At 68.1% G+C, this 23,684-nt stretch carries 19 protein-coding genes and 4 tRNA genes; 10 read left to right on the plus strand and 13 right to left on the minus strand.

Features of this window, described 5'->3' with window-relative positions:
- Positions 1-22: 22 nt before the first annotated feature.
- The 6 genes from ACEXQC_RS03275 to ACEXQC_RS03300 all read right to left on the minus strand — a co-directional run bounded on the left by ACEXQC_RS03275 (position 23) and on the right by ACEXQC_RS03300 (position 3,491).
- Complete coding sequence (locus ACEXQC_RS03275) at positions 23-577, minus strand: HIT family protein (protein WP_374818319.1); 555 nt, start codon at positions 575-577, stop codon at positions 23-25.
- Positions 577-2,559, minus strand: a complete 1,983-nt coding sequence (thrS, locus tag ACEXQC_RS03280) for a threonine--tRNA ligase (RefSeq protein WP_374818322.1) — start codon at positions 2,557-2,559, stop codon at positions 577-579. Before thrS ends, ACEXQC_RS03275 begins: the two co-directional genes overlap by 1 nt.
- A 73-nt stretch (positions 2,560-2,632) precedes the next feature.
- On the minus strand, positions 2,633-3,130 hold the full coding sequence (locus tag ACEXQC_RS03285) for an alpha/beta hydrolase (protein ID WP_374818325.1): 498 nt from the start codon (positions 3,128-3,130) through the stop codon (positions 2,633-2,635).
- A 73-nt stretch (positions 3,131-3,203) separates the two neighbouring features.
- A tRNA-Val gene (locus ACEXQC_RS03290) sits at positions 3,204-3,275 on the minus strand.
- Between the two features lie 16 nt (positions 3,276-3,291).
- Positions 3,292-3,365, minus strand: a tRNA-Cys gene (locus ACEXQC_RS03295).
- Positions 3,366-3,419: 54 nt separating this feature from the next.
- Positions 3,420-3,491: transfer RNA gene (locus ACEXQC_RS03300), tRNA-Gly, on the minus strand.
- A 140-nt stretch (positions 3,492-3,631) separates the two neighbouring features.
- Here ACEXQC_RS03300 and ACEXQC_RS03305 point away from each other — a divergent pair.
- Positions 3,632-3,704, plus strand: a tRNA-Val gene (locus ACEXQC_RS03305).
- 143 nt (positions 3,705-3,847) lie between these two features.
- Here ACEXQC_RS03305 and ACEXQC_RS03310 read toward each other — a convergent pair.
- Positions 3,848-4,411 (minus strand): Imm61 family immunity protein, encoded by a 564-nt coding sequence (locus ACEXQC_RS03310; protein WP_374818327.1) that lies wholly within the window; start codon positions 4,409-4,411, stop codon positions 3,848-3,850.
- Positions 4,412-4,627: 216 nt separating this feature from the next.
- Here ACEXQC_RS03310 and ACEXQC_RS03315 point away from each other — a divergent pair, with 216 nt between their 5' ends.
- The gene (locus ACEXQC_RS03315) at positions 4,628-5,776 is read left to right on the plus strand and encodes a hypothetical protein (protein ID WP_374818330.1); all 1,149 of its coding nucleotides are present in this window, start codon (positions 4,628-4,630) and stop codon (positions 5,774-5,776) included.
- A gap of 65 nt (positions 5,777-5,841) precedes the next feature.
- Here the strand turns inward: ACEXQC_RS03315 and ACEXQC_RS03320 are convergent, their stop codons facing one another.
- Positions 5,842-6,414, minus strand: a complete 573-nt coding sequence (locus ACEXQC_RS03320) for a hypothetical protein (protein ID WP_374818332.1) — start codon at positions 6,412-6,414, stop codon at positions 5,842-5,844.
- Between the two features lie 440 nt (positions 6,415-6,854).
- Here ACEXQC_RS03320 and ACEXQC_RS03325 point away from each other — a divergent pair, with 440 nt between their 5' ends.
- The gene (locus ACEXQC_RS03325) at positions 6,855-7,643 is read left to right on the plus strand and encodes an EI24 domain-containing protein (RefSeq protein ID WP_374818334.1); all 789 of its coding nucleotides are present in this window, start codon (positions 6,855-6,857) and stop codon (positions 7,641-7,643) included.
- Positions 7,644-7,671: 28 nt separating this feature from the next.
- Here the strand turns inward: ACEXQC_RS03325 and ACEXQC_RS03330 are convergent, their stop codons facing one another.
- Positions 7,672-8,910, minus strand: coding sequence for an ammonium transporter (locus ACEXQC_RS03330; RefSeq protein WP_374818336.1), 1,239 nt, complete (start codon positions 8,908-8,910; stop codon positions 7,672-7,674).
- A gap of 235 nt (positions 8,911-9,145) precedes the next feature.
- Positions 9,146-10,180: a cell division protein ZapE gene (gene zapE / locus ACEXQC_RS03335; RefSeq protein WP_374818338.1), complete on the minus strand. Its 1,035-nt coding sequence runs from the start codon at positions 10,178-10,180 to the stop codon at positions 9,146-9,148.
- Between the two features lie 104 nt (positions 10,181-10,284).
- Here zapE and ACEXQC_RS03340 point away from each other — a divergent pair, with 104 nt between their 5' ends.
- Both ACEXQC_RS03340 and ACEXQC_RS03345 read left to right on the plus strand, forming a co-directional pair.
- On the plus strand, positions 10,285-11,184 hold the full coding sequence (locus ACEXQC_RS03340) for a sulfurtransferase (protein ID WP_374818340.1): 900 nt from the start codon (positions 10,285-10,287) through the stop codon (positions 11,182-11,184).
- A 16-nt stretch (positions 11,185-11,200) separates the two neighbouring features.
- Positions 11,201-11,644 (plus strand): SufE family protein, encoded by a 444-nt coding sequence (locus tag ACEXQC_RS03345; RefSeq protein ID WP_374818342.1) that lies wholly within the window; start codon positions 11,201-11,203, stop codon positions 11,642-11,644.
- A gap of 19 nt (positions 11,645-11,663) precedes the next feature.
- Here ACEXQC_RS03345 and ACEXQC_RS03350 read toward each other — a convergent pair whose 3' ends face one another.
- On the minus strand, positions 11,664-12,848 hold the full coding sequence (locus ACEXQC_RS03350; RefSeq protein WP_374818344.1) for an alpha/beta hydrolase family protein: 1,185 nt from the start codon (positions 12,846-12,848) through the stop codon (positions 11,664-11,666).
- Between the two features lie 71 nt (positions 12,849-12,919).
- Here ACEXQC_RS03350 and ACEXQC_RS03355 point away from each other — a divergent pair, with 71 nt between their 5' ends.
- The 5 genes from ACEXQC_RS03355 (at position 12,920) to ACEXQC_RS03375 (ending at position 18,780) form a co-directional block, all read left to right on the plus strand.
- Positions 12,920-13,516 (plus strand): DUF3000 domain-containing protein, encoded by a 597-nt coding sequence (locus ACEXQC_RS03355; protein WP_374818347.1) that lies wholly within the window; start codon positions 12,920-12,922, stop codon positions 13,514-13,516.
- Complete coding sequence (locus ACEXQC_RS03360; RefSeq protein WP_374818348.1) at positions 13,509-14,756, plus strand: ribonuclease D; 1,248 nt, start codon at positions 13,509-13,511, stop codon at positions 14,754-14,756. Before ACEXQC_RS03355 ends, ACEXQC_RS03360 begins: the two co-directional genes overlap by 8 nt.
- A gap of 72 nt (positions 14,757-14,828) precedes the next feature.
- Positions 14,829-16,043 carry a thiolase family protein gene (locus ACEXQC_RS03365; protein WP_374818350.1) on the plus strand — a complete coding sequence of 405 codons (1,215 nt, stop codon included), beginning with the start codon at positions 14,829-14,831 and terminating at the stop codon, positions 16,041-16,043.
- Positions 16,040-18,175, plus strand: coding sequence for a 3-hydroxyacyl-CoA dehydrogenase NAD-binding domain-containing protein (locus ACEXQC_RS03370; RefSeq protein ID WP_374818352.1), 2,136 nt, complete (start codon positions 16,040-16,042; stop codon positions 18,173-18,175). Before ACEXQC_RS03365 ends, ACEXQC_RS03370 begins: the two co-directional genes overlap by 4 nt.
- Positions 18,176-18,240: 65 nt before the next feature.
- The gene (locus ACEXQC_RS03375; protein WP_374818354.1) at positions 18,241-18,780 is read left to right on the plus strand and encodes a dihydrofolate reductase family protein; all 540 of its coding nucleotides are present in this window, start codon (positions 18,241-18,243) and stop codon (positions 18,778-18,780) included.
- Here the strand turns inward: ACEXQC_RS03375 and dxs are convergent.
- Both dxs and ACEXQC_RS03385 read right to left on the minus strand, forming a co-directional pair.
- Positions 18,762-20,729, minus strand: a complete 1,968-nt coding sequence (dxs, locus tag ACEXQC_RS03380; RefSeq protein WP_374818356.1) for a 1-deoxy-D-xylulose-5-phosphate synthase — start codon at positions 20,727-20,729, stop codon at positions 18,762-18,764. The two genes, ACEXQC_RS03375 and dxs, sit on opposite strands and share 19 nt — an antisense overlap.
- A gap of 112 nt (positions 20,730-20,841) precedes the next feature.
- Complete coding sequence (locus tag ACEXQC_RS03385; RefSeq protein WP_374818358.1) at positions 20,842-23,679, minus strand: aconitate hydratase; 2,838 nt, start codon at positions 23,677-23,679, stop codon at positions 20,842-20,844.
- Between the last annotated feature and the right edge of the window lie 5 nt (positions 23,680-23,684).

Here is a 23,684-nt window from a genome sequence, read left to right on the forward strand (position 1 = left end):
CCTTTCGAAAAACAGGTGAATCCTACTGCGCGTCTGCCGGGCCGGTGGGCCAGGCCTTCTGGATGCCGGCGCGCACGTCTCCCAGGAGCTGGGGAAGCGCCTTGGTGCGGGCGATGATCGGGAAGAAGTTGGAGTCGCTCATCCAGCGCGGCACGATGTGCTGATGCAGGTGCCCCGCCACCCCTGCACCCGCCACGCGGCCCTGATTCATGCCGATGTTGAACCCGTCGCAGCGGGAGATCTCGGTGAGCACGCGCATGGCGGTCTGGGTGAGGCTCGCGATCTCCGCGACTTCCTCCTCGGTGGCCAGGTCGTATGTCGCAACATGACGGTACGGGCACACGAGCAGGTGGCCGGAGTTGTACGGGAAGAGGTTGAGCAGCACGTAGGCGTGCGTGCCGCGGGCCACGATGAGCGCCTCCTCGTCGCTCAGCGACGGAGCCCGGCAGAACGGGCACTCGTCGATGTGCGGCTGCTCGCCGCCCTGGATGTACACCATGCGGTGCGGCGTCCAGAGCCGCTCGAACTCGTCGGGGACGCCCGCGAAGTCGGCGGAGTCCTCGACGGGCCGATCCATCAGAGCTGGCCCTGGGTGGTGACCTGCTGGTGCGAGACGACGCTCGCCACGATGCGCTCGACGGCCTCGTCGACCGCCACGCCGTTCTCCTGCGAGCCGTCGCGGAAACGGAAGCTCACCGAGCCGGCCGCGGTGTCGTCGGCGCCCGCGATGAGCAGGATCGGCACCTTGTTCTTGGTGTGGGTGCGGATCTTCTTCTGCATGCGGTCAGAGGTGTCGTCGAGCTCGGCGCGGATGCCGCGCTTCTTGAGCCGGCGCACCACCTCGGCGAGGTAGTCGGCGTGCTCGTCGGAGATCGGGATGGCCACGACCTGGGTGGGCGCGAGCCACACCGGGAAGGCGCCGGCGTAGTGCTCGAGCAGGATGGCGAAGAAGCGCTCGATCGAGCCGAGCAGCGCGCGGTGGATCATGACGGGCTGCTGCCTCGTGCCGTCGGGGGCTGTGTACTCGAGCTCGAACAGCTCGGGCTGGTTGAAGTCGAGCTGCACGGTGGAGAGCTGCCAGGTGCGGCCGATCGCGTCGCGCGCCTGCACCGAGATCTTGGGGCCGTAGAAGGCGGCTCCGCCCGGGTCGGGCACGAGCTCGAGCCCGGAGTCGACCGCCACCTGGCGGAGGGTCTCCGTGGCCTCGTCCCACAGCTCGTCGGCGCCCACGTACTTCTCGGGGTCCTTGGTGCTGAGCTCGAGGTAGAAGTCGTCGAGACCGTAGCCGCGGAGCGTCTCGAGCACGAAGTCGAGCTGGCGCGCGAGCTCGTCCTTCACCTGGTCGGGCGTCACGTAGATGTGCGCGTCGTCCTGCGTGAGGCCGCGCACGCGGGTGAGGCCGGAGAGGGTGCCGCTCTTCTCGTAGCGGTACACGGTGCCGAACTCGGCGAGGCGCAGCGGCAGCTCGCGGTAGCTGCGGCCCCTGGCCCGGAAGATCAGGTTGTGCATGGGGCAGTTCATGGGCTTCAGGTAGTAGTCCTGGCCCTGACGCGTGATGTTGCCCTCGGCGTCGGTCTCCTCGTCGAGGTGCATGGGCGGGAACATGCCGTCCTTGTACCAGGTGAGGTGCTGGCTGGTCTCGAAGAGGTGCTTCTTGGTGATGTGCGGGGTGTTGACGAGCTCGTACTCGTTGGCGATGAGCTGCCGGCGCAGGTAGTCCTCGATTTCGGAGCGGATGATGCCGCCCTTCGGGTGGAAGACCGCAAGTCCCGATCCGATCTCGTCCGGGAACGAGAACAGGTCGAGCTCGTTGCCGAGCTTGCGGTGGTCGCGCTTCGCGGCCTCCTCGAGGCGCGACTGGTAGGCGCGCAGCTCGTCTTTCGTGGGCCAGGCGGTGCCGTAGACGCGCTGCAGCTGCTTGTTCTTCTCGGATCCGCGCCAGTAGGCGGCGGCGAGGCGGGTGAGCGCGAAGCCGTTGCCGATCTGGCGGGTGCTCGGCAGGTGCGGGCCTCGGCAGAGGTCTTTCCACACGGTCTCGCCGGTCTTCGGATCGACGTTGTCGTAGATGGTGAGCTCGGCGCCGCCGACCTCCACGGACTCGTTGTCAGCACCCATGGCGTCGTCGCCCTCGGCCGAGCCGCCCTTGAGGCCGATGAGCTCGAGCTTGTACGGCTCGTCGGCGAGCTCGGTGCGCGCCTCGTCTTCGGTGACGACGCGGCGCACGAAGCGCTGGCCCTGGCGGACGATGCGCTCCATGGCCTTCTCGATGGCCTTCAGATCCTCCGGCGTGAACGGCTCGGCCACGTCGAAGTCGTAGTAGAAGCCGTCGGTGACGGGCGGGCCGATGCCGAGCTTGGCCTCGGGGTTGATCGACTGCACGGCCTGGGCGGCCACGTGGGCCGCGGAGTGGCGCAGGATGGCGAGGCCGTCCGGGCTCGAGATCTCGACCGCTTCGACGGTGTCGGAGTCGGTCACCGTGGCCGCGAGGTCTTTCAGTTCGCCGTTGACCCGCATGGCCACGATGGCCCGGTCGGTGAAGAGATCGAATCCTGTTGCCACGGGTGAGGGCTCCTGCCTACGTCGAAGAGAACCCCTCGATCCTACCGGCGGTTTAGGTCAGTCCCAGTCGAGGTCAGTCCCAGTCGAGGTAGTCCTCGATGGCCCACGAGGTCTCGCCCGCGTGCGTCGTGGGGAACCGGTGGTCGGCGCCCTCGACCGCGACCACGCTCACGAGACCGGGAGCGGCCGCCTGCAGTGCGTCACCACGGGCGGGCGGGTTCACCTCGTCGAGGCTCGCCTGGATGACGAGCACGGGGATGCCCTCGGCGAGCTCGGTCGCCGCCGATTCGACTCCGAGCAGGATCACGCCGTTCACTCGGTCGTGGTGCTCGAGCGCCACACCGCGGGCGATCGTGCCGCCGAAGCCGTGACCGCCGATCCACGCGTCGGCCACCTGGAGCTCGTCGAGCACCTCCACGACCTCCTGCACGGTCTCGGCGGCGATCCGCACCACACGGAAGTCCTCCTGGGCGACCGAGTGCGCGAGAGCGGCGAGCGGGCCGATGCCCTCGCCGCGCTCGGCGACCAGCACGACGGCGGGTCCGTTCCCCTCTTCGGCAGAAGCAACCATCACTGAACACCTTCCTCGTGCGGGCGGGACCGAAAAAGGCCCCCGAATCATTCTCGGGGGCCTTCTTCACCTGTGGGCGATACTGGGATCGAACCAGTGACCTCTTCCGTGTCAGGGAAGCGCGCTACCGCTGCGCCAATCGCCCAGGTCGTGACTGCGAGTGGAGGTGGCGACGGGATTTGAACCCGTGTGGACGGCTTTGCAGGCCGCTGCCTCGCCTCTCGGCCACGCCACCCAGATAGTGCTCGATCGAACCGCACGGGCTCTTTCGAACGAGTAACTTCACTCGAGCGGATGACGAGATTCGAACTCGCGACCCCAACCTTGGCAAGGTTGTGCGCTACCACTGCGCCACATCCGCATTTCCACCCGCATTTCTGCGTGCGGATTAGACATTAGCCGACACTTCCGGCGATTGCCAAATCCTGCCGGTCGAGGCGTGTCGCGGCCCTCTGTGTACGAGCGGGCTCCGATCATCCGCTACTATCGGTAACTGTCCACGGGCGATTGGCGCAGTTGGTAGCGCGCTTCCTTCACACGGAAGAGGTCATCGGTTCGAGTCCGGTATCGCCCACCTATTAGTGCCTCCAAGAGTCACGGATTCCCCGGGCCATGAGAGCGCCCCGGCCCGTTCTTCGACGCGACGCCGGTGCGCCCACGCCGCTATCCGGGTCAGGCCTATCCGGGTCAGGCCTATCCGGGTCAGGCCTATCCGGGTCAGGCGAGGTATCTCGCGATCACTTCGTCGATCGGCAGATCGACGAAGTGCGAGAAGAGAACGAGCGAGCCCGCATCCGCTTCCGGGACGACGACAATCAGCTTTTCGGGGGACGAGAGCGTGACCCCGTCATCCATGACCGAGGTGCGAAACCCCTCGGCAAGACGTTCGGGTTGCGGGAGAGGATCCACACCGCGCAGGTCACGGAGAGCTTCGCCCACTCGCATGATGACAAACCGCTTCGCGGCCGGTGCAGGCATCCAATAGGCCAGAATCCTCTCGTCGGCCGCTCGAAGCTCGAAGCGCTCGAGCTTTCTCGTGATCAAAAAGCGAATGCCGCCTCCGGCGTCGACGATGTAGAGGCCGCCTTTGCCGTAGTGACTCAGTGAATGCCAACCCTGCGACGTGAGGAGTGGGTGGGCAGCGATCGCGACGTGCGATGCGGTCGGGACCTGAGGTTCGTCGAGCCACGCAATGAGTTCGCCCTCGGTCAAGAGGCGCGGCTGGTTTGTGCCCGCCAGCCAGTAGCTGCCGCACTTGCCGCAGCGGTAGATGGTGTTCATCAGCCGCACACTCGATCCGACCGACTTGGGCTCGGTGCCCCATGCGCGGCACCAGTCGCACCCGCTGGTCGCAGGAGCGACACGCTGTCTCGCCAAAAGCGCCCCCCGAATCGGTGTGCCATTAGCCATATCGGACTCGGTATGGCGACGCGGGTACGCTAACACCACGCACTTAGCGAGCGATACATGGCTTTACATCGAGGAGACAATGAGCCCGTGGCATCCCCACTCGTGACCGCGATGAAGGCTCGCCCGACGGAGTTCCGCCATCGTCCCTGGAAGGGCAAGAACGAACGGTTCACCCGGACCGAAACGGGAAGCGCGATTCGGCCGTTCGCGACCAGCTTCCTCCTAGCGGATGACTCGGTGGTCGACGATCTGCGCCGCCGGTTCGAGTCGCAACGGCCCGAAGAGTTCCTTCCACTTCCGCCCACGCGCGGGCGAGGGAATGTGGCGATCGACGTCTGGGTCGTTCCCGCCGACCGAGTCGCCTACGCGATCGTCGCGCCAACGACCGCGAGCAGCACTTGGGCCCGGCAACCGGTTCACGTTCTCGCGGGTGAGGCGTACGAAGGGCTCATTCGGGCTCACGAGCAGGGTCGGCTGCAACTCCCCGAGGAGGTGTCGGAACTCGACGACCGAATCGCCGACACGACTGCCGCCGCCGAGTTCCGCTACGACGTCGACTACGCCACAGCGTTGATCGGTCGGGCACGGCGACGCTTCGGGCTCTCTCTCGTCGTCGCGATGCTTGGTGTCGTGTTGGGCGTCGTGGGTCTGACTCGAGCCATAGATCTGGGCTTCATCGTGCCGGGAGTCGTCGCTGCTGTCGTGGGGACGGTCTTCGCGATCACCGCGCGCTGGTCGTCGTCGAAGGCCCGTGCGACATTCGGCGCGCTCACCGGATGCCTGGTCGTGGTTTCGGATGATGGAGTATCGCTCGAGTCGCGGCCCACGGTGCGCTGGTCGCAGATCGTGACCGTTGCCGTATTGGATCGGCGGATGGAGATCGGCACCACGTACAATCGTCCGGCTTGGGATTGGGGCGAAGCGGTAGCACACCGCTTCAGTCGCGGAACGGGCATCGGCGTGATCTGGTTGTGCATCGTCGTTGCGGCGGGGGATGCTGCGACCACTTCGCGCGGGGCCACGCGAGATGCGATGCCCGGTCCGCCAGATGCGGGTCGGCGTCCGGAAGCGATCACACTCACCCCCGATTCGGTGCTGCCGCTCACCGAGACCGTTCGACTGGTGAAGATTCTGGCCGCGCAGGCGCGGGCACGCGACATCCCCGTGACCATCACGACCCAGCTCGGCGACTATCAGGATGCGACGAACACGGCGCTCGGAGTGCGTCGACGCTAGGTTGGCGTCGGGTTTGCTGTCACGCCGGGAAATCCTCGATCCCGAAGGTCAGCCACCGAGTCCCATTAGCCCAACGCGCCGCCACGTCCCTTCTTGAGGATCTTCACCACCGCGGCGGTTCGTTGAGCTTCCGGGATGGGGTGGGACATCCGGTACCCACCACCGCGGAGATCATTCATCAGATCTCGCAGGTCGTCGATCGCCGTGAAGTCAGGTCCGCGCGCGACGTTTCGCAGCCACTCGACAACGAGCGGCCAGGCGTCGAAGTCCGCTTCGATGCCTGGGGCAGCAGGGTCGAACTGGCGCGCCAGCGTGCCTGTCCGTGAGGCCCACACCATCCAGACGACGATGAAAGGCGTGAGCCCGTTGCTCGGCAGACGATCGCGCAGCCCCGGATGATCCATCTCGATCCCGTACGAGAACCCGCGCTCGATTCCGAACCTCACAATGACCGGTCCGTGCGCGAGCTCCAGGCGCCAGACATCCATCTGCTCGGGACCCCAGAAGATGACGATCTCGGCACCGGCGTGCACCATGCCGCGGGCGACTGTCGACTGGGGCTCGTCGAGGTGTGTGAGGAATGCCTCGAGTCGCCCGAGTTGCTCCGGGGATGGATTCTCTCCGAATACGATCATCATTCGACATTATCGGGAGGTCGAGAGTATGCGGAGGGTGTCAGGCGGTGCGAGGCGGCTCACGCGCGCGATGAAGCGCACAGCAGATGGCAACGAAGGCGATGTCGGTGTCGCCGATTCCAGTCGCAAGACGTCGCCGGGGCGGCGTCACCATCACACAGATCGCCACTGACTTCGGTATCAGCGAAGCAATGCTGGAGAGTGGGCAGCAGGAAGTTTTCCGGTGACCCAGTGAACGCACGCACCCACGAAAAACCCCCGAGGCGTGGAGAAATCCAGTGACGTGCAGTGGATTCACTCCGACCAGGATCGACGCGATGCGAGCAATTGCGGGCTTCCTACGACCTGCACGCTCCCCGCACATGCGCGTGCCTGGAGTTCACACGGAAGAGGTCATCGGTTCGAGTCCGGTATCGCCCATCAGATGACGTTACGCTCACGTCATGATCCGAGAGTTCTTCGGCGGCGTGGGCCTTCTCGGTCGGGGCCTGCGATCCTGGTTGACCGATCCGCGCCTCATGCTGCTGGGGGCCATCCCCGCCCTCATCGTGGCGGCCGTCTACACGGCCGGCCTCGTGGTGCTCGCGATCAACTCCCCCGCCATCGCCGACTGGGCCACCCCGTTCGCCGACGACTGGGAGGAGCCGTGGCGCTCCGCGACCCGGGTGTCGGCTGCTCTCGCCCTCGTGGCGGCCGGAGTGCTCCTCGTGGTGTTCACCTTCACCGCCATCACCCTCGCGGTGGGAGACGCGTTCTACGAGCGCATCTGGCGGCACACCGAGCAGCGGCTCGGCGACGCACCCGACGACCCCTCCGGTGGCTTCTGGCGGCTGCTGCTCAAGGGCATCGGCACGGCCGTGCGCCTCATCGCGCTGAGCCTTCTGATCGCCCTCGGACTGTTCGTGGTGGGCCTCGTGCCCGTGGTGGGCACCGTGCTCTCCGCCGTGCTCGCCGCCCTCTTCGGTGGCTGGGTGCTCTCGCTCGAGCTCACGGGGTTCGCCTTCGACGCCCGAGCGCAGTCGCTGCGCGACAGGCGGCGCGCCCTCGGCGACCGCCGCGTGCGCACCCTCGGCTTCGGCGTGGCGGTCTACCTGCTCTTCCTCGTGCCCCTCGGCGCCGTCTTCGTGATGCCCGCCGCCGTGGTGGGCGCCACGATGCTCGCTAGGGAGAGCCTGGCCGCAAGGCAGATGCTCCCCGGGAGCACGACAGCGGGGCGCCACCCCGAAGGATGACGCCCCGCCGACGCTGTGGTGCAGAGGGTCAGTCGTTGACGATGGCGTAGCCCTCTTCGCCGTGCACGACCGTGTCGACGCCCGCGACCTCGTCCTCGTTCTTGATGCGGAAGCCGATGGTCTTCTGGATGATCCAGCCGATCACGAAGGCCATCACGAACGAGTAGATGAGGACCACGAAGGCGGCGGCGAACTGCTTCCAGAGCTGCTCGAACGAACCGGTGTCGAGCAGGCCGATGCCGGCGCCGAAGATGCCGATGTAGAGCGTTCCGAGCAGGCCGCCCACGAGGTGGATGCCCACCACGTCGAGCGAGTCGTCGAAGCCGAGCTTGAACTTGAGCTCGATCGCCAGGGCGCAGACGGCGCCGGCGAGGATGCCGAGCACGATGGCCCACCCCGGGGTCAGGATGTTGCAGGCGGGGGTGATGGCCACGAGGCCGGCCACGGCACCGGAGGCGGCACCGATCGACGTGGGCTTGCCGTCCTTGATCTTCTCGACGATGAGCCAGCCGAGGATGGCGGCGGCGGGAGCGGCGAGGGTGTTGATCCAGGCGATCGCGGCGACACCGTCGACGGCGGCCTCGGAACCGGCGTTGAAGCCGAACCAGCCGAACCACAGCAGCGAGGCGCCGAGCAGCGTCAGCGGAACGTTGTGGGGCTTCTGGATGCCCTTCTGGAAGCCGACGCGCTTGCCGAGCACGAGCGCCAGGGCGAGAGCGGCGGCACCGGCGTTGATGTGCACCGCGGTTCCACCGGCGAAGTCGTTGACGCCCCAGACGGGAGCCCAGCCCTCGGCGAGGTTGAAGACCATGAAGGCGACGGGGAAGTAGACCACGGTGACCCAGACGGCCGCGAAGATCATCCACGCCCCGAACTTGGCGCGGTCGGCGATGGCGCCGGAGATGAGGGCCACGGTGATGATGGCGAACGTGGCCTGGAAGCCCGCGAACGAGAGGCCGGCGAGATCGGGCTCCATGGCGCCGCCCTCACCGATGCCGAGGAGGCTGCCGAGGCCGATCGAGCCGTCGAAGGGGTTGCCCACGATGCCGGGGATGGCCGGGGTGCCGAAGACCATCCCGTAGCCGTAGATCACCCAGAGCACGCCGACGAGGCCCATGGCACCGAAGCTCATCATCATCATGCTGACGACGCTCTTCGCCTTGACCATGCCCCCGTAGAAGAAGGCGACGCCGGGTGTCATCACGAGAACCAGTGCCGCTGCGACCATGAGCCACAGCGAGTTCAGGTTGGTGGTTACTTCTTCCATGTTGAAACGGTTACCTCTCTCTATCGTGCCGGCGGGTGCTTCCGGAATTGCTCTGCTGCTGACGGCTGGCACGAGACCGATGGCGCAATTACAGGCAAGGGAAGTCTGCCGAAGGGAGGTTTCGCGGGGCGACGTGCTGTGTGTACGCCGTGTTACGCACTCGGGGCCTATGTAAACATCGTGTTTCGTGGCGCGGAGAATCCGACGGGAGATGACCCCCGGGTGTTGCCGATCGTCAGAGCGAGGCGGATGCGATGAGGCGGGAGACGGCGCGCAGGTACTTCTTGCGGTAGCCCCCCTCCATCATGTCGCCCACGAACACGCCGTCGAGCGGCGTTCCGGAGGCGAGCACGCGGATCTGGGCGTCGTAGACGCGGTCGACGAAGGCCACGAAGCGCAGCGCATCCGTCTGGTTGCCGAAGGGCGCGACGTCGGCCAGTGCGATCACGTCGACACCCTCGATGAGCTTGACGTAGCGCGAGGGGTGGATGCTGCCGAGGTGCTCCACGAGAGTTCGGAAGTCGTCGGAGGTGATCGACTCCCCCGCCGCGAGCCGCGACTCGACGGCCGCCTCGAGCGCGGCATCGCTCTCGAACGCCACGGCGTGGCCCTCGAGGTCGCGGCGCCGGAAGTCGAGGCCGTCGATCCGCACGATGTCGAAGCGGTCGGCGATGGCCTGGATCTCGCGCAGGAAGTCGGCGGCCGCGAACCGGCCCTCGCCCAGGGCGTTCGGCGGGGTGTTCGAGGTGGCCGCGAGACGCGTGCCCTTGGCCACGAGCTCGCCCAGGAAGCGGGTCATGAGCATGGTGTCGCCCGGGTCGTCGAGTTCGAACTCGTCGATGGCGATGAACGCGGCTCCCGCGAAGAGCTGCACGGCGTTGGCGTAGCCGAGCGCGCCGATGAGCGCGGTGTACTCGATGAACGTGCCGAAGTACTTGGGGCCGGGGGCCGCGTGCCAGAGCGCGGCCAGGAGGTGGGTCTTGCCCACGCCGAAGCCGCCGTCGAGGTAGATGCCGGGCTTCGCCGCGGGCGTCTTCTTGCCCCGGCTGAAGAAGCCACCGGCCTTGGCGGGCTTCCAGCCCTCGGCGAACGCGCGGATCTTGGCCAGCGTCTCGCCCTGGGACGGGTAGTCGCGGTCGGGGCGGTAGCTGTCGAACGACGCGGTGTCGAACTGGCGCGGCGGCGTGAGGGTCTTGGCGAGCTCCTCCCCCGACATCGAAGGGGTGCGCTCTGTGAGGCGCGGGGCGACGGCCTGCCGCTCATCGGTCATCTGGGGGCATCCTGTGTGTCGGAGTGCGACCCGCCGTGTGCGAGGGGCCGCCGGGAAGACTTAGATTCGTCTGGGGTGGTTCCACCCTAACTGGAGGTAGAGAGATGACAGTCGAGATCGATCCCGCGGAGAAGTTCGCCGGTTACGCCCACCCCGAGCGGCTCGTGAGCGGCGACTGGCTCGAGGCCCACCTCGGCACCGAGGGCCTCGTGGTGGTGGAGTCGGATGAGGACGTGCTGCTCTACGAGACCGGCCACATCCCCGGCTCCGTCAAGATCGACTGGCACACCGACCTCAACGACCCGGTGCAGCGCGACTACATCGACGGCGCGGCCTTCGCGGCCCTCCTGGGCGGCAAGGGCATCTCGCGCGACTCGACCGTGGTGATCTACGGCGACAAGAGCAACTGGTGGGCCGCCTACGCGCTCTGGGTCTTCACGCTCTTCGGTCACGAGGACGTGCGGCTGCTCGATGGCGGGCGCGACAAGTGGATCGCCGAGGGGCGCCCGATCACGACCGCCCGCCCGGCACCCGCTGCCGTCGAGTACCCCGTGGTCGAGCGGCACGACGAGGAGATCCGCGCGTTCAAGGACGACGTGCTCGCGCACCTCGGCCGCCCGCTCGTCGACGTGCGCTCGCCCGAGGAGTACAGCGGTGAGCGCACCACGGCACCCGCCTACCCCGAGGAGGGTGCGCTGCGGGCCGGCCACATCCCCACCGCCGCCAACGTGCCGTGGGCCAAGGCCGCGGCCGAGGACGGCACGTTCCGACCGGTCGCCGAGCTCGACGCGGTCTACCGGGAGGGTGCGGGACTCACCGAGGGTGAGCCCGTGATCGCGTACTGCCGCATCGGCGAGCGGTCGAGCCACACCTGGTTCGTGCTCACCCACCTGCTCGGCTTCGACGACGTCAAGAACTACGACGGATCGTGGACCGAGTGGGGCAGCGCCGTGCGCGTACCGATCGCCACGGGCACCGAGCCTGGCACCGCCCCGTCTAAGTAGGGCGATACTGGAGGGGATGACCGAGTCGAACCCCACCGAGACCCTGCCCGAGTCCCTCTCCGGCATCCGAGACGACTTCCTCGCCCTCGAGCAGCGCGAGCGGCTCGAGATGCTCCTGGAGTTCGCGAACGAGCTGCCCGAGCTGCCCGCGCGCTACGCGGAGCATCCCGACCTCTTCGAACGGGTCGAGGAGTGCCAGTCGCCCGTCTTCATCTTCGTGGAGGTCGACGACGGCCACGTGCACCTGTTCGCCACGGCACCCAAGGAGGCGCCCACGACGCGCGGCTTCGCGTCGATCCTCGTGCAGGGCATCGACGGCCTCACCGTCGACGAGGTGCTCGGCATCCCGGACGACTTCCCGAACACGCTGGGCCTCACCGCCGCGGTGTCGCCGCTGCGCATCCGGGGCATGACGGCGCTGCTCGGCCGCACCAAGCGGCAGGTGCGCGCGAGGATCTGACGGCTGGATCCGCTCGGGATCAGAGCCGCTCGAGGAAGGCGGCGATCGCCGTGTTCCAGGTGCGACGGTCGTAGTTCCAGAGCTTGGTGTGCCGCGCCACCGAGAACGGCACGAGGGTCACGAGGTCGGGCCGTGCCTCGGCGAGGCGACGCGAGCCCGTGGAGGGCACGTAGCCGTCGTCGTCGCTGTGCAGGATGAGCACGGGCACCTGCACCTCGTCCGAGCGCTTCACGAAGTCGAGACGATCGAGGTCGAGGGGCTCGTCCTGCCCCGTCACCACACCTCCCCAGCGGTGCGTGATGGTGGCGAAGGCCGCGTCGCCGATGAGCTCGGGCACGTGCCTGGCCTTGCCGTGGTAGCGCAGCACGTCCTGCCAGTCGACGGCCGGGGATTCGAGCACGATCGCCCGCACGCGGTCGCGGTGCACCGCACGGCCCATGGCCTGGAGCGCGATGGCACCTCCCATCGACCAGCCCATGAGCACGATGTCCTCCGCGCCGTGGTCGACGGCGTAGGTGATGGCCGCGTCGAGATCCTGCCACTCGGTGTCGCCGAGCGCGTACTTGCCGTCGCGCGAGCGCGGGGCCTCTCCGTCGTTGCGGTACGAGATGTGCAGCGAACTGTAGCCCGCGGCCCGGAAGACGGGGATGGCGCGGATGGTCTCGCCGCGGCGCACTCCCCTGCCGTGCACTTGGATGACCCAGCGCGAACGGGTCGGCTGGGATGAGAGCTCGGCCGGCACGAACCAGGCGGGAGCGGGCCCCACGGGCGTGAACACCTCCACCTCCTCGACCGGCACGTCGAGCTCACGCGGATGGATGAAGAACCACCCGCTGATCCTGCCCGCCCTGGCGCGCCCGAGATCCCCGTAGTCGACCGACGTGACCGTGCGCCGCACCACGCCGTCCGAGACCGAGAGCACCTCGCCGAGCCTCGCGTGCCCCGAGTCGCCCGAGAACCGCAGGCTGTAGGAGCCCGGGAGGATGGAGTCGGCGGTCACGGAGAGCGAGACCTCACCTGCCCGCTCGTCGTAGCCCAGCACGGTCACGTCGTCGACGGGGACCGAGGGGGTCACGATGGCCTTCGACATGCGGGCGGTGGCCACGGCTCCGGCGAGAGCGGTGAGGGCTGCCGCGGTGCCCGAGGCGATCGCCACGACGGCCCAGACGGGCACGTGGGCTGACCCGGCATGCTGTGGCTTCACGGCGACCATCCTTCGCGGTGCATCCGGCGTGCCTTCGGCGCGCGGAACGTAAAGAACTCTAGTCTGCAGACGTGTCCGATTCCCCCTTCACCACGGATGTTCCAGCGGCATTCGGTGCGGCTCTCGACTCGCTGCGGCGAGCCGACACGCGCGAGGAGCTCGTGGTGCACGAGATACCGGCCCCGGCCAAGCTGGCGCCGCACTCGGTGGCCCTCGCGGCCGATGTGAATCCGGCTCGGCACGGCGCGGACTCCGAGCTCGGCACGGGCCGGTTCATCCTGCTCCACGACGCGGAGCGACCGGAGGCCTGGGGCGGCGAGTTCCGGGTGGTGTGCTTCGCCCAGGCGCCGCTCGAGACCGAGATCGGGCTCGATCCGTTCCTGGCCGACGTAGCATGGTCTTGGCTCGTCGATGCGCTGGATGCGCGTGGCGCCAATTACACGAACGCATCCGGCACCGCCACGAAGATCATCTCCACCGGTTTCGGCGAGCTGTCCAGTCAGGGCGACGGGGCTCAGATCGAGCTCCGCGCCTCCTGGACCCCCACAGACCACAACCTCCAGTCCCACGTCGAGGGCTGGAGTGAACTCCTCTGCATGCTGGCCGGTCTGCCACCCGTCGTCGATGGCGTGACGATGCTGCAGACCAGGCGAGCGCGACGTGACTGAAGAAGACGAGAGCACCACCCCAGAGGCATCGATCCCTGCAGCGCCCACCGCGCGCACCGTCATCACGACGGTCGACGAGTTCCACGAGGCCGTCGAGGCCATCGCGGCGGGCGAGGGCCCCGTGGCGGTCGACGCCGAGCGGGCCAGCGGTTTCCGCTACTCGCAGCGCGCCTACCTCATCCAGCTCTACCGCCGCGGTGCGGGCAGCTTCCTGTTCGACCCGCCGGCCATCGGCGAGTTCGCTCCCCTGCAGTCGGTCATCGGCGACGTGGAGTGGGTGCTGCACGCGGCGAGCCAGGATCTGGCCTGTCTCCGCGAGGTGGGCCTCGATCCGGTGCGCGTGTTCGACACCGAGCTGGGCGCCCGCCTGCTCGGCATCCCGCGCGTGGGCCTCGGCTCGGTGGTGGAGGATCTGCTCGGCATCCACCTCGCCAAGGAGCACTCGGCGGCCGACTGGTCCACGAGGCCCCTTCCGCCCTCCTGGCTCGAGTACGCGGCCCTCGACGTCGAACTGCTCATCGACCTGCGGGACGCCATGGTGAAGCTCCTCGAGGAGCAGGGCAAGCTCGAGATCGCCGAGCAGGAGTTCGCCGCCGTGGTGGCGAAGGAGGAGAAGGCGCCGCTCGCCGAGCCGTGGCGCCGGCTCACGGGCATCAGCGCCCTGCGCCCCGATCGGCATCTCGCCGCGGCCCGCGAGCTGTGGCTCGCCCGCGACGAGCTCGCGCGGGCCACCGACACGGCACCGGGGCGCCTGGTTCCGGATGCCTCGCTCATGGTCGCCGCCAGGGCGCTCCCCAGCTCCCGTCGCGAGCTCGCCGCCCTCAAGCAGTTCTCGGGGCGGGCGAGCCGCAGCGAGATCGACCGCTGGTGGGCGGCCATCGAGCGTGCCCTCACGACCACCGAGATCCCCGTTCACCGCCGTGCGACCGACACGCTGCCTCCCCCGCGCAGCTGGGCCGATCGCAATCCCGAGGCCGACGTGCGCCTCAAGAACGCGCGAGCCGCCCTCACGGCCGTCTCCGAGGAGCGGTCCATCCCCCTCGAGAACCTGCTGACCCCCGACTTCCTGCGCCGGCTGGCGTGGAGGGAGCTCGATCCGCTGACCCTCGAGGCGGTCTCCGCCGAGCTGGCGGAGCTGGGCGCCAGGCCGTGGCAGATTGACCTGACTGCACAGCCGATCCTGCAAGCCTTTGTAGAAGCCCACCAAAGCGGCGAGACACCGCCGATCGACGAGTCGTAGGAAGAATCAAACGATTCCTTGCGGTCAGGGGCCTCTTCTAGGATCGAATCCGATCCAATCCCAGGAGGCATAGTGGCCGAAAGATCTGAAGTCGTTTTCGTCGATGGAATGCGCACCCCGTTCGGGCGCGCGGGCGAGAAGGGCATGTACTGGCAGACGAGAGCCGACGACCTGGTCGTGAAGGCCATGACGGGGCTGCTCGAGCGCAATCCCGCCGTGCCGAAGGACCGCATCGACGACGTGGCGATCGCCGCGACCACGCAGCAGGGCGATCAGGGTCTCACCCTCGGCCGCACCACGGCGCTGCTCGCCGGGCTGCCGCAGTCGGTTCCCGGCTTCGCCATCGACCGCATGTGCGCGGGCGCCATGACGAGCGTCACTACGCTCGCCGGGGGCATCGCGTTCGGCGCCTACGACCTCGTGATCGCGGGCGGGGTCGAGCACATGGGGCGTCACCCCATGGGGTTCAACGCCGACCCCAACCCCCGCTTCCTCGCGGAGCGGCTGGTGAGCGGTGAAGCGCTCAACATGGGCAACACGGCCGAGCGCATCCACGACCGCTTCCCGCAGCTCACGAAGGAGCGCTCCGACCGCTACGCCCTGCGCAGCCAGCAGAAGGTCGCCGCCGCCTACGAAGCGGGCAAGATCCAGCCCGACCTCGTGCCCGTCGCGGTGCGGAGTGCAGGCGGCTGGGGGCTCGCCACGCGTGACGAGGCGCCCCGACCCGAGACCACGATGGAGGGCCTCGCGGGCCTCCGCACCCCGTTCCGGCCGCACGGCCGCGTGACGGCGGGCAACTCCTCCGGTCTCAACGACGGCGCCACCGTGTCGCTGCTCGCCAGTGCCGACACGGCCAAGGAGCTCGGCCTCTCGGTCAAGATGAAGCTCGTCTCGTTCGCCTTCGCGGGCGTCGAGCCCGAGATCATGGGCATCGGACCTGTGCCCTCCACCGAGAAGGCGCTCCGCAAGGCGGGCCTCTCGATCGACGACATCGGGCTGTTCGAGCTCAACGAGGCGTTCGCGGTGCAGGTGCTCTCGTTCCTCGACCACTTCGGCATCGACGACGACGACGCGAGGGTCAACGAGTACGGCGGCGCCATCGCCATCGGTCACCCGCTCGCCTCCTCCGGCGTGCGGCTCATGATCCAGCTCGCCCGCCAGTTCGAGGAGCACCCCGAGGTGCGCTACGGCCTCACCGCCATGTGCGTGGGTCTCGGCCAGGGCGGAACCGTCATCTGGGAGAACCCGCACTGGAACAAGAAGGCGACCCGGAAGGCTGCGCGATGACCGACTACTCCCAGATCGACTTCTCCGACCTCGAGGCGCTCTCCGCCGACGAGGTGGTGACGCACTCCTACGTGCGCGACGTGCCGCTCGCGAGCGGCAAGACGCTCGCGCTCATCACGCTCGACAACGGCCGCGACCACACGAGGCCGTCCACGCTCGGGCCGCTCAGCCTGCTCGAGTACCAGAAGACGCTCGAGGGTCTCAAGGCCCGCGCGGCCGCCGGTGAGATCCACGCCGTGGCCGTCACGGGCAAGCCGTACATCCTGGCCGCCGGTGCGGATCTCAGTCGCGTGGGCGACGTGCCGAGCCGCGACGCCGCCAAGAAGATGGGCCAGCTCGGGCACTACGCCTTCGGCACCATGAAGCAGATCGGCGTGCCGACCTTCGCCTTCATCAACGGGCTCGCGCTCGGCGGCGGTGTGGAGGTGGCCCTGGCCGCCGACTACCGCACCATCGACGCGTCGGCCGCGGCCGTGGCGCTGCCCGAGGTCTTCCTCGGCATCATCCCCGGCTGGGGTGGCGCGTACCTGCTGCCGAACCTCATCGGCATCGAGAACGCCCTCAAGGTGGTCATCGAGAACCCGCTCAAGAACAACCGCACGCTCAAGGCGAACGAGGTGCTCGAGCTCGGCATGGCCGACGCCCTGTTCTCCTCCGCGAGCTACCTCGAGGATTCGCTCAAGTGGGCCGACGGGGTGCTCTCCGGCACCATCAAGGTCAAGCGGCCGAACGAGCCGGGCAAGGTCGAGCGACTGGTCAAGTGGGATGCCGCCGTCGGCATCGCCCGCAAGATGCTCGAGAGCCGCATCGGCACGGTCGCCAAGTCGCCGTACCGCGCTCTCGACCTGCTGAAGGCCGCCAAGTCGGGCACGCCGGAGGAGGGCTTCGCCCGCGAGGACGAGGCTCTCGCCGACCTCATCGCCGGCGACCAGTTCCGCGCCAGCATCTACGCCTTCGACCTCGTGCAGAAGCGGGCCAAGAAGCCCGCCGGTGCTCCCGACAAGGCGCTCGCCAAGCCGGTCACGAAGGTCGGCATCATCGGTGCCGGGCTCATGGCCTCGCAGTTCGCCCTGCTGTTCGTGCGCCGACTGCAGGTGCCCGTGGTCATCACCGACCTCGATCAGGCGCGCGTCGACAAGGGCCTCGAGTACATCCGCGGCGAGATCGCCACGCTGGTCTCGAAGGGCCGCGTCTCGCACGACGAGTCGAACCGCCTCAACGCGCTCATCTCGGGCACCACGGACAAGGCCGACTTCGCCGACGCCGACTGGGTCATCGAGGCGGTCTTCGAGGAGCTCGGTGTGAAGCAGGACGTCTTCGCCGAGATCGAGAAGCACGTCTCCGAGACCGCGGTGCTCGCCACGAACACGTCGTCGCTCTCGGTCGAGCAGATCGGTGCGAAGCTCGCCCACCCCGAGCGGCTCGTGGGGTTCCACTTCTTCAACCCGGTGGCCGTCATGCCGCTCATCGAGGTCGTCAACACACCGGCGACCGACGAGGCGACCCTCTCGACCGCGATGGTCGTGGCGAAGAACCTCAAGAAGAACGCCGTCATCACGCGCGACACCCCCGGGTTCGTGGTCAACCGCATCCTCGCCAAGGTGCTCGGCGAGGCCATGCACGCTGTCGACACCGGAACGCCGTTCGAGGTCATGAACCGCGCGCTCGACACGTTCGGCCTGCCGATGACGCCGTTCGAGCTGCTCGAGCTCGTGGGGCTCAAGGTCGGCGCGCACGTGCTCGACACGCACCACGCCGCGTTCCCCGACCGCTTCTTCGAGAGTGCCAACCTGCACGCTCTCGCGGAACACGGCAGGATCTTCGATCGCGACGACAAGGGCAAGATCAAGGGCTTCGACAAGAAGGCCGTGAAGATCGTCGCCGGTGGCACCTCTCCCATGACGGAGGAGGAGATCCGCCGCCGGGTCGAGGACGGCCTGGCCGACGAGGTGCACCGCATGCTGGAGGACGACGTGGTGCACGCGGCGGAGGACATCGACCTCTGCCTCATCCTCGGCGCCGGCTACCCGTTCCAGATGGGCGGCCTCACCCCCTACCTCGACCGTGTGGGAGCCTCCGAGCGCGCCTTCGGCGGCACCTTCCACACCCCCGAGATCAAGGGCGTCGACTGACCCCCTGATAGAGCTCGAGCGAGTGCCCGTCGACCGGTGTCGGCGGGCATTCGTATGCTCGGGGCATGACGACGAAGACGCAGTACTACGTGGCCGCCAGTGTGGATGGGTTCATCGCCGACAGGGAGGGCGGGCTCGAGTGGCTGCTCGCCTTCGGGTTCGAGGAGTTCACCGAGGCGTACGAGGCGTTCATCGCCCAGGTGGGCGTGGTGGTGATGGGGTCGGCCACGTACGAGTTCGTGCTGGCCGAGGGGCACGAGTGGGCCTACTCGGAGCAGACGGCCTGGGTGCTCACGCGGCGGAGCCTGCCGGTGATCGAGGGCGGGGACATCCGCTTCGCCCAGGGCGACGTGCGCGACCTGCACGCGGAGTGGGTGCGGGCGGCCGGTGGGCGCAACATCTGGATCGTGGGCGGAGGAGAAGTGGCCGCGCAGGTCGCCGACGCCGGCCTGCTCGACGAGATGGTGCTCACCACGATGCCTGTGGTGCTCGGTGGAGGTACCCCGCTGGTGCCGGTGAAGAACGGTGCCCAGGCGCTCGAGCTCGTGAGCAGCGAGGCGCTGCCGAGCGGAGCTGTGACCTCGGTCTACCGCATCACGCGCTGAAAGGGGCCCGTGTCGGTGGAGGCGGGCTTCTGGTCGAGCGGGCGGGCGATCGGGATCTTGACGCCGCGCACCTGGGCCACGATGTCGTCGGCGATGTGCGCCGGCGTGAGCCCCACCTTGCGCAGGATCTCGTCGCGGCTCGCGTGGTCGAGGAACTCGTCGGGCAGCCCCAGCTCGGTCACCGCGGTGTCGACCCCGGCGTCGCGCAGATCCTGCCGCACGCGCGTGCCGATGCCGGCCACGCGCACGCCGTCCTCGATGGTGATGACGAGCCGGTGCGCATCCGCGAGCTCGACCACGGAGAACGGCACGGGCACGACCCAGCGCGGGTCGACCACGGTGACGCCGATCCCCTGCTCGTCGAGCAGAGCCGCCACCTCGAGGGCGATCGTGGCCATGGTGCCGACGGCCACGATGAGCACGTCTCCGCGCTCGTCGTCTCCCGCTCGCTCCCACAGCACGTCGACGCCGTCGCCCGTGCGGCGGAGGGCCGGGATCTCGTCGCTCACGGTGCCCTTGGGGAACCGGATGACGGTGGGGGCGTCGTTCACCCGCACGGCCTCGGCGAGCTCCTCGCGGAGGCGCTCAGCGTCGCGCGGGGCGGCGAGGCGGATGCGCGGGACGATCTGCAGCAGCGCCAGATCCCACATGCCGTGGTGGCTCGGCCCGTCGGGCCCGGTGACACCGGCGCGATCGAGCACGAACGTGACCCCGGCCTGGTGCAGGGCCACATCCATGAGCACCTGGTCGAAGGCACGGTTCACGAAGGTGGCGTAGAGCGCCACGACGGGGTGGAGGCCACCGAAGGCGAGGCCGGCGGCGCTCGTGACCGCGTGCTGCTCGGCGATCCCCACGTCGAAGACGCGCTGCGGGAAGCGCTCGGCGAACTTGTGCAGCCCGGTGGGGCGCAGCATGGCCGCCGTGATGCCCACGATCGTGTGGTCGTTCTCGGCCTGCTTCACGATCTCGTCGGCGAAGACGCTCGTCCACGACGGCGCTCCGGAGGGTGCCGAGAGCGACTCGCCCGTCTCGGGGTCGATCTGGCCGACGGCGTGGAACTGGTCGGCGATGTCGGTGAGGGCGGGCCCGTAGCCGCGACCCTTCTCGGTGATCGCGTGCACGATCACGGGAGCTGCGTACTCCTTGGCCTGCCGGAGGGTCTCCTCCATGGCCACGAGGTCGTGACCGTCGATGGGGCCGAGGTACTTGATGTCGAGGTTCGCGTAGAGCGAGGTGTTGTTGGTCATGCGGCTCAGGAAGCCGTGAAGACCTCCGCGGGCACCGCGGTACAGGGCGCGAGCGGGAGCACCGAGGCGATCGAAGAGCTTGCGGCTCGACTGATGCAGGTCGTGGTAGCCCTTCTTGGTGCGCACGGTGTTGAGGTAGCGGGCCATGCCGCCGATCGTGGGCGCATAGGAGCGGCCGTTGTCGTTGACGACGATCACGAGGTTGCGGGAGTTGTCGTCGCTGATGTTGTTGAGCGCCTCCCACGTCATGCCGCCCGTGAGGGCGCCGTCGCCCACCACCGCCACGACGTGCCGATCGTTCTGGCCCGTCATCTCGAAGGCGCGGGAGATGCCGTCGGCCCACGAGAGCGAGCTCGAGGCGTGCGAGGACTCCACGACGTCGTGCGGGCTCTCGGAGCGCTGCGGGTAGCCGGCCAGCCCTCCGGACTGCCGGAGCCGGGAGAAGTCCTGACGCCCCGTCAGGAGCTTGTGCACGTAGGACTGGTGCCCGGTGTCGAACACGATCGCGTCGCGCGGGGAGTCGAACACCCGGTGGATGGCGATCGTGGTCTCGACGACACCCAGGTTGGGGCCGAGGTGGCCGCCGGTCTTCGAGACCTCGGCCACGAGGAAGGCACGCACCTCGGCGGCGAGGACTTCGAGCTCCTCAGCGGAGAGGGCATCGAGGTCACGGGGTCCATTGATCCCTTGGAGCAGACTCATATGTTCCACCTTCCCATGACGTGCTGTCGTCGCAGTCTACGCCGTGCAGAATGAGCGAACGGTGAGGGCGCGATGCGCCCCCACCGTTCGGGGTGAGTGTCGATCGGGTGCGTCAGACCAGGCTGCGCAGCACGTACTGCAGAATGCCGCCGTTGCGGTAGTAGTCCGCCTCGCCAGGGGTGTCGATGCGCACCACGGCGTCGAACTCGACCGTCTCCTTGCCGGCGGGCGAGTGCTCGCTCGGCGCGGCGACGACGTGCACGGTCTTGGGCGTACGGCCCTCGTTGAGCTCCTCGATGCCCGAGATCGACACGACCTCGGTGCCGTCGAGCCCGAGCGACGCCCAGCTCTCACCGGCCGGGAACTGCAGGGGCACGACGCCCATGCCGATGAGGTTCGAGCGGTGGATGCGCTCGAAGCTCTCCACGATCACGGCCTTCACACCGAGCAGCGAGGTGCCCTTGGCAGCCCAGTCGCGCGACGAGCCGGAGCCGTACTCCTTGCCCCCGAAGATCACGAGCGGGGTGCCGGCGGCCTGGTAGTTCTCGCTAGCGTCGTAGATGAACGACTGCGGCGCGTCGGGCTTGGTGAAGTCGCGGGTGTACCCGCCCTCCACGCCGTCGAGCAGCTGGTTCTTCAGACGGATGTTGGCGAAGGTGCCGCGGATCATGATCTCGTGGTTGCCGCGGCGCGATCCGTAGGAGTTGTAGTCCTTGCGGGCCACGCCGTGCTCGTCGAGGTACTTGCCTGCGGGGCTGTCGGCCTTGATGTTGCCGGCGGGCGAGATGTGGTCGGTGGTGACCGAGTCGCCGAGCTTGGCGAGCACCCGGGCGCCGGCGATGTCGGAGACCGGGGTGGTCTCGATCGTCATGCCGTCGAAGTACGGGGGCTTGCGCACGTAGGTGGACTCGGCGTCCCACTCGAAGGTGGGGCCGGTCGGCGTGGGAAGCGAACGCCAGCGCTCGTCGCCCTCGAAGACGCTCGAGTACTGGTGGGTGAACATGCCCGTGTTGATCGAGGTGTCGATCGTCGACTGCACCTCGGCGGAGTCGGGCCAGATGTCGCGGAGGAACACGTCGTTGCCCTCGGTGTCCTGCCCCAGCGCATCCGTCTCGAAGTCGAAGTTCATCGACCCGGCAAGCGCGTAGGCGATGACGAGCGGCGGCGACGCGAGGTAGTTCATCTTGACGTCGGGCGAGATGCGACCCTCGAAGTTGCGGTTGCCCGAGAGCACGGCGGTCACGGCGAGGTCGTTGTCGTTGATGGCGGCGCTGACCTCCTCGATGAGGGGGCCGGTGTTGCCGATGCAGACCGTGCAGCCGTAGCCCACGGTGTAGAAGCCGAGGGCCTCGAGGTCGCCCGTGAGGCCGGCCTTCTCGTAGTAGTCGGTGACGACCTTGGAGCCGGGAGCCAGCGTGGTCTTGACCCACGGCTTGGCCTTGAGCCCGAGCTTGTTGGCGTTGCGCGCCAGGAGCCCCGCCGCGAGCATGACGCTCGGGTTGGAGGTGTTGGTGCACGACGTGATCGCGGCGACCGCGACGGCCCCGTGGTCGAGGGTGTACTTGTCACCGGATGCGGTGGTCACCTTCGTGGGCTTCGAGTACGCCTCGGGGGCGTGGCTCACGTGGGTGTGCGAGTACTCGTGGTCGTCTCCGTCGTCTTCGGCGGTGAAGCCGATGGGGTCGGAGGCCGGGAAGGTGCCCTCGAGCGAGGCGTCGACCTTCGAGATGTCGTGGTCGCTGTTGGCGTAGTTCTCGAGGTCGCGGATGAACGTCGGCTTGGCGACCGACAGCTCCACGCGGTCCTGAGGACGCTTGGGGCCCGAGATCGAGGGCACCACGGTGGAGAGGTCGAGCTCGAGGTACTCGCTGAAGGCGGGCTCCTCATCCGGGTTGTGCCAGAGCTTCTGCAGCTTCGAGTAGGCCTCCACGAGGGCGACCTGCTCGTCGCTGCGGCCCGTGAGGCGCAGGTAGTCGAGGGTCACGTCGTCGATGGGGAACATGGCGGCGGTGGAGCCGAACTCGGGGCTCATGTTGCCGATGGTGGCGCGGTTGGCGAGCGGCACCTGGCCGACGCCCTCTCCGTAGAACTCCACGAACTTGCCGACCACTCCGTGCTTGCGCACCATCTCGGTGATGGTGAGCACCACATCCGTCGCCGTGACACCGGCGGGGATGGAGCCGTTGAGCTTGAAGCCGACGACCTTGGGGATGAGCATGGAGACGGGCTGGCCGAGCATGGCCGCCTCGGCCTCGATGCCACCGACGCCCCAGCCGAGCACGCCGAGGCCGTTGACCATGGTGGTGTGCGAGTCGGTGCCCACACACGTGTCGGGGTAGGCGCGGTTGACGACGTTGCCGAACGAGTCCTTCACCTCACGGGTGTAGGTGACGCGGGCCAGGTACTCGATGTTGACCTGGTGCACGATGCCGGTTCCCGGCGGCACGACCTTGAAGTCGTCGAAGGCCGTCTGGCCCCAGCGCAGGAACTGGTAGCGCTCACCGTTGCGCTCGTACTCGATCTCGACGTTGCGCTCGAGCGCGTTCTCGGTGCCGAACAGGTCGGCGATGACCGAGTGGTCGATCACGAGCTCGGCGGGGGCGAGCGGGTTGATCTTGGTGGGGTCGCCACCCAGGGTGGAGACGGCCTCGCGCATGGTGGCGAGGTCGACGATGCAGGGCACACCGGTGAAGTCCTGCATCACCACACGCGCGGGGGTGAACTGGATCTCGGTGTCGGGCTCCGCCGTGGGCACCCAGGTGCCGAGGGCGTTGATGTGCTCGCTCGTGATGTTCGCACCGTCTTCGGTGCGGAGCAGGTTCTCGAGCAGCACCTTGAGGCTGAACGGGAGCTTCTCGTGGCCGGGGACCTTGTCGATCCTGAAGACTTCGTAAGACTTGTCTCCGACGTTCAGAGTGTCTTTCGATCCGAAACTGTTGACTGCCGACACGTCGA

This window comes from Herbiconiux liukaitaii, assembly GCF_041927495.1.
GTDB lineage: Bacteria > Actinomycetota > Actinomycetes > Actinomycetales > Microbacteriaceae > Herbiconiux > Herbiconiux liukaitaii.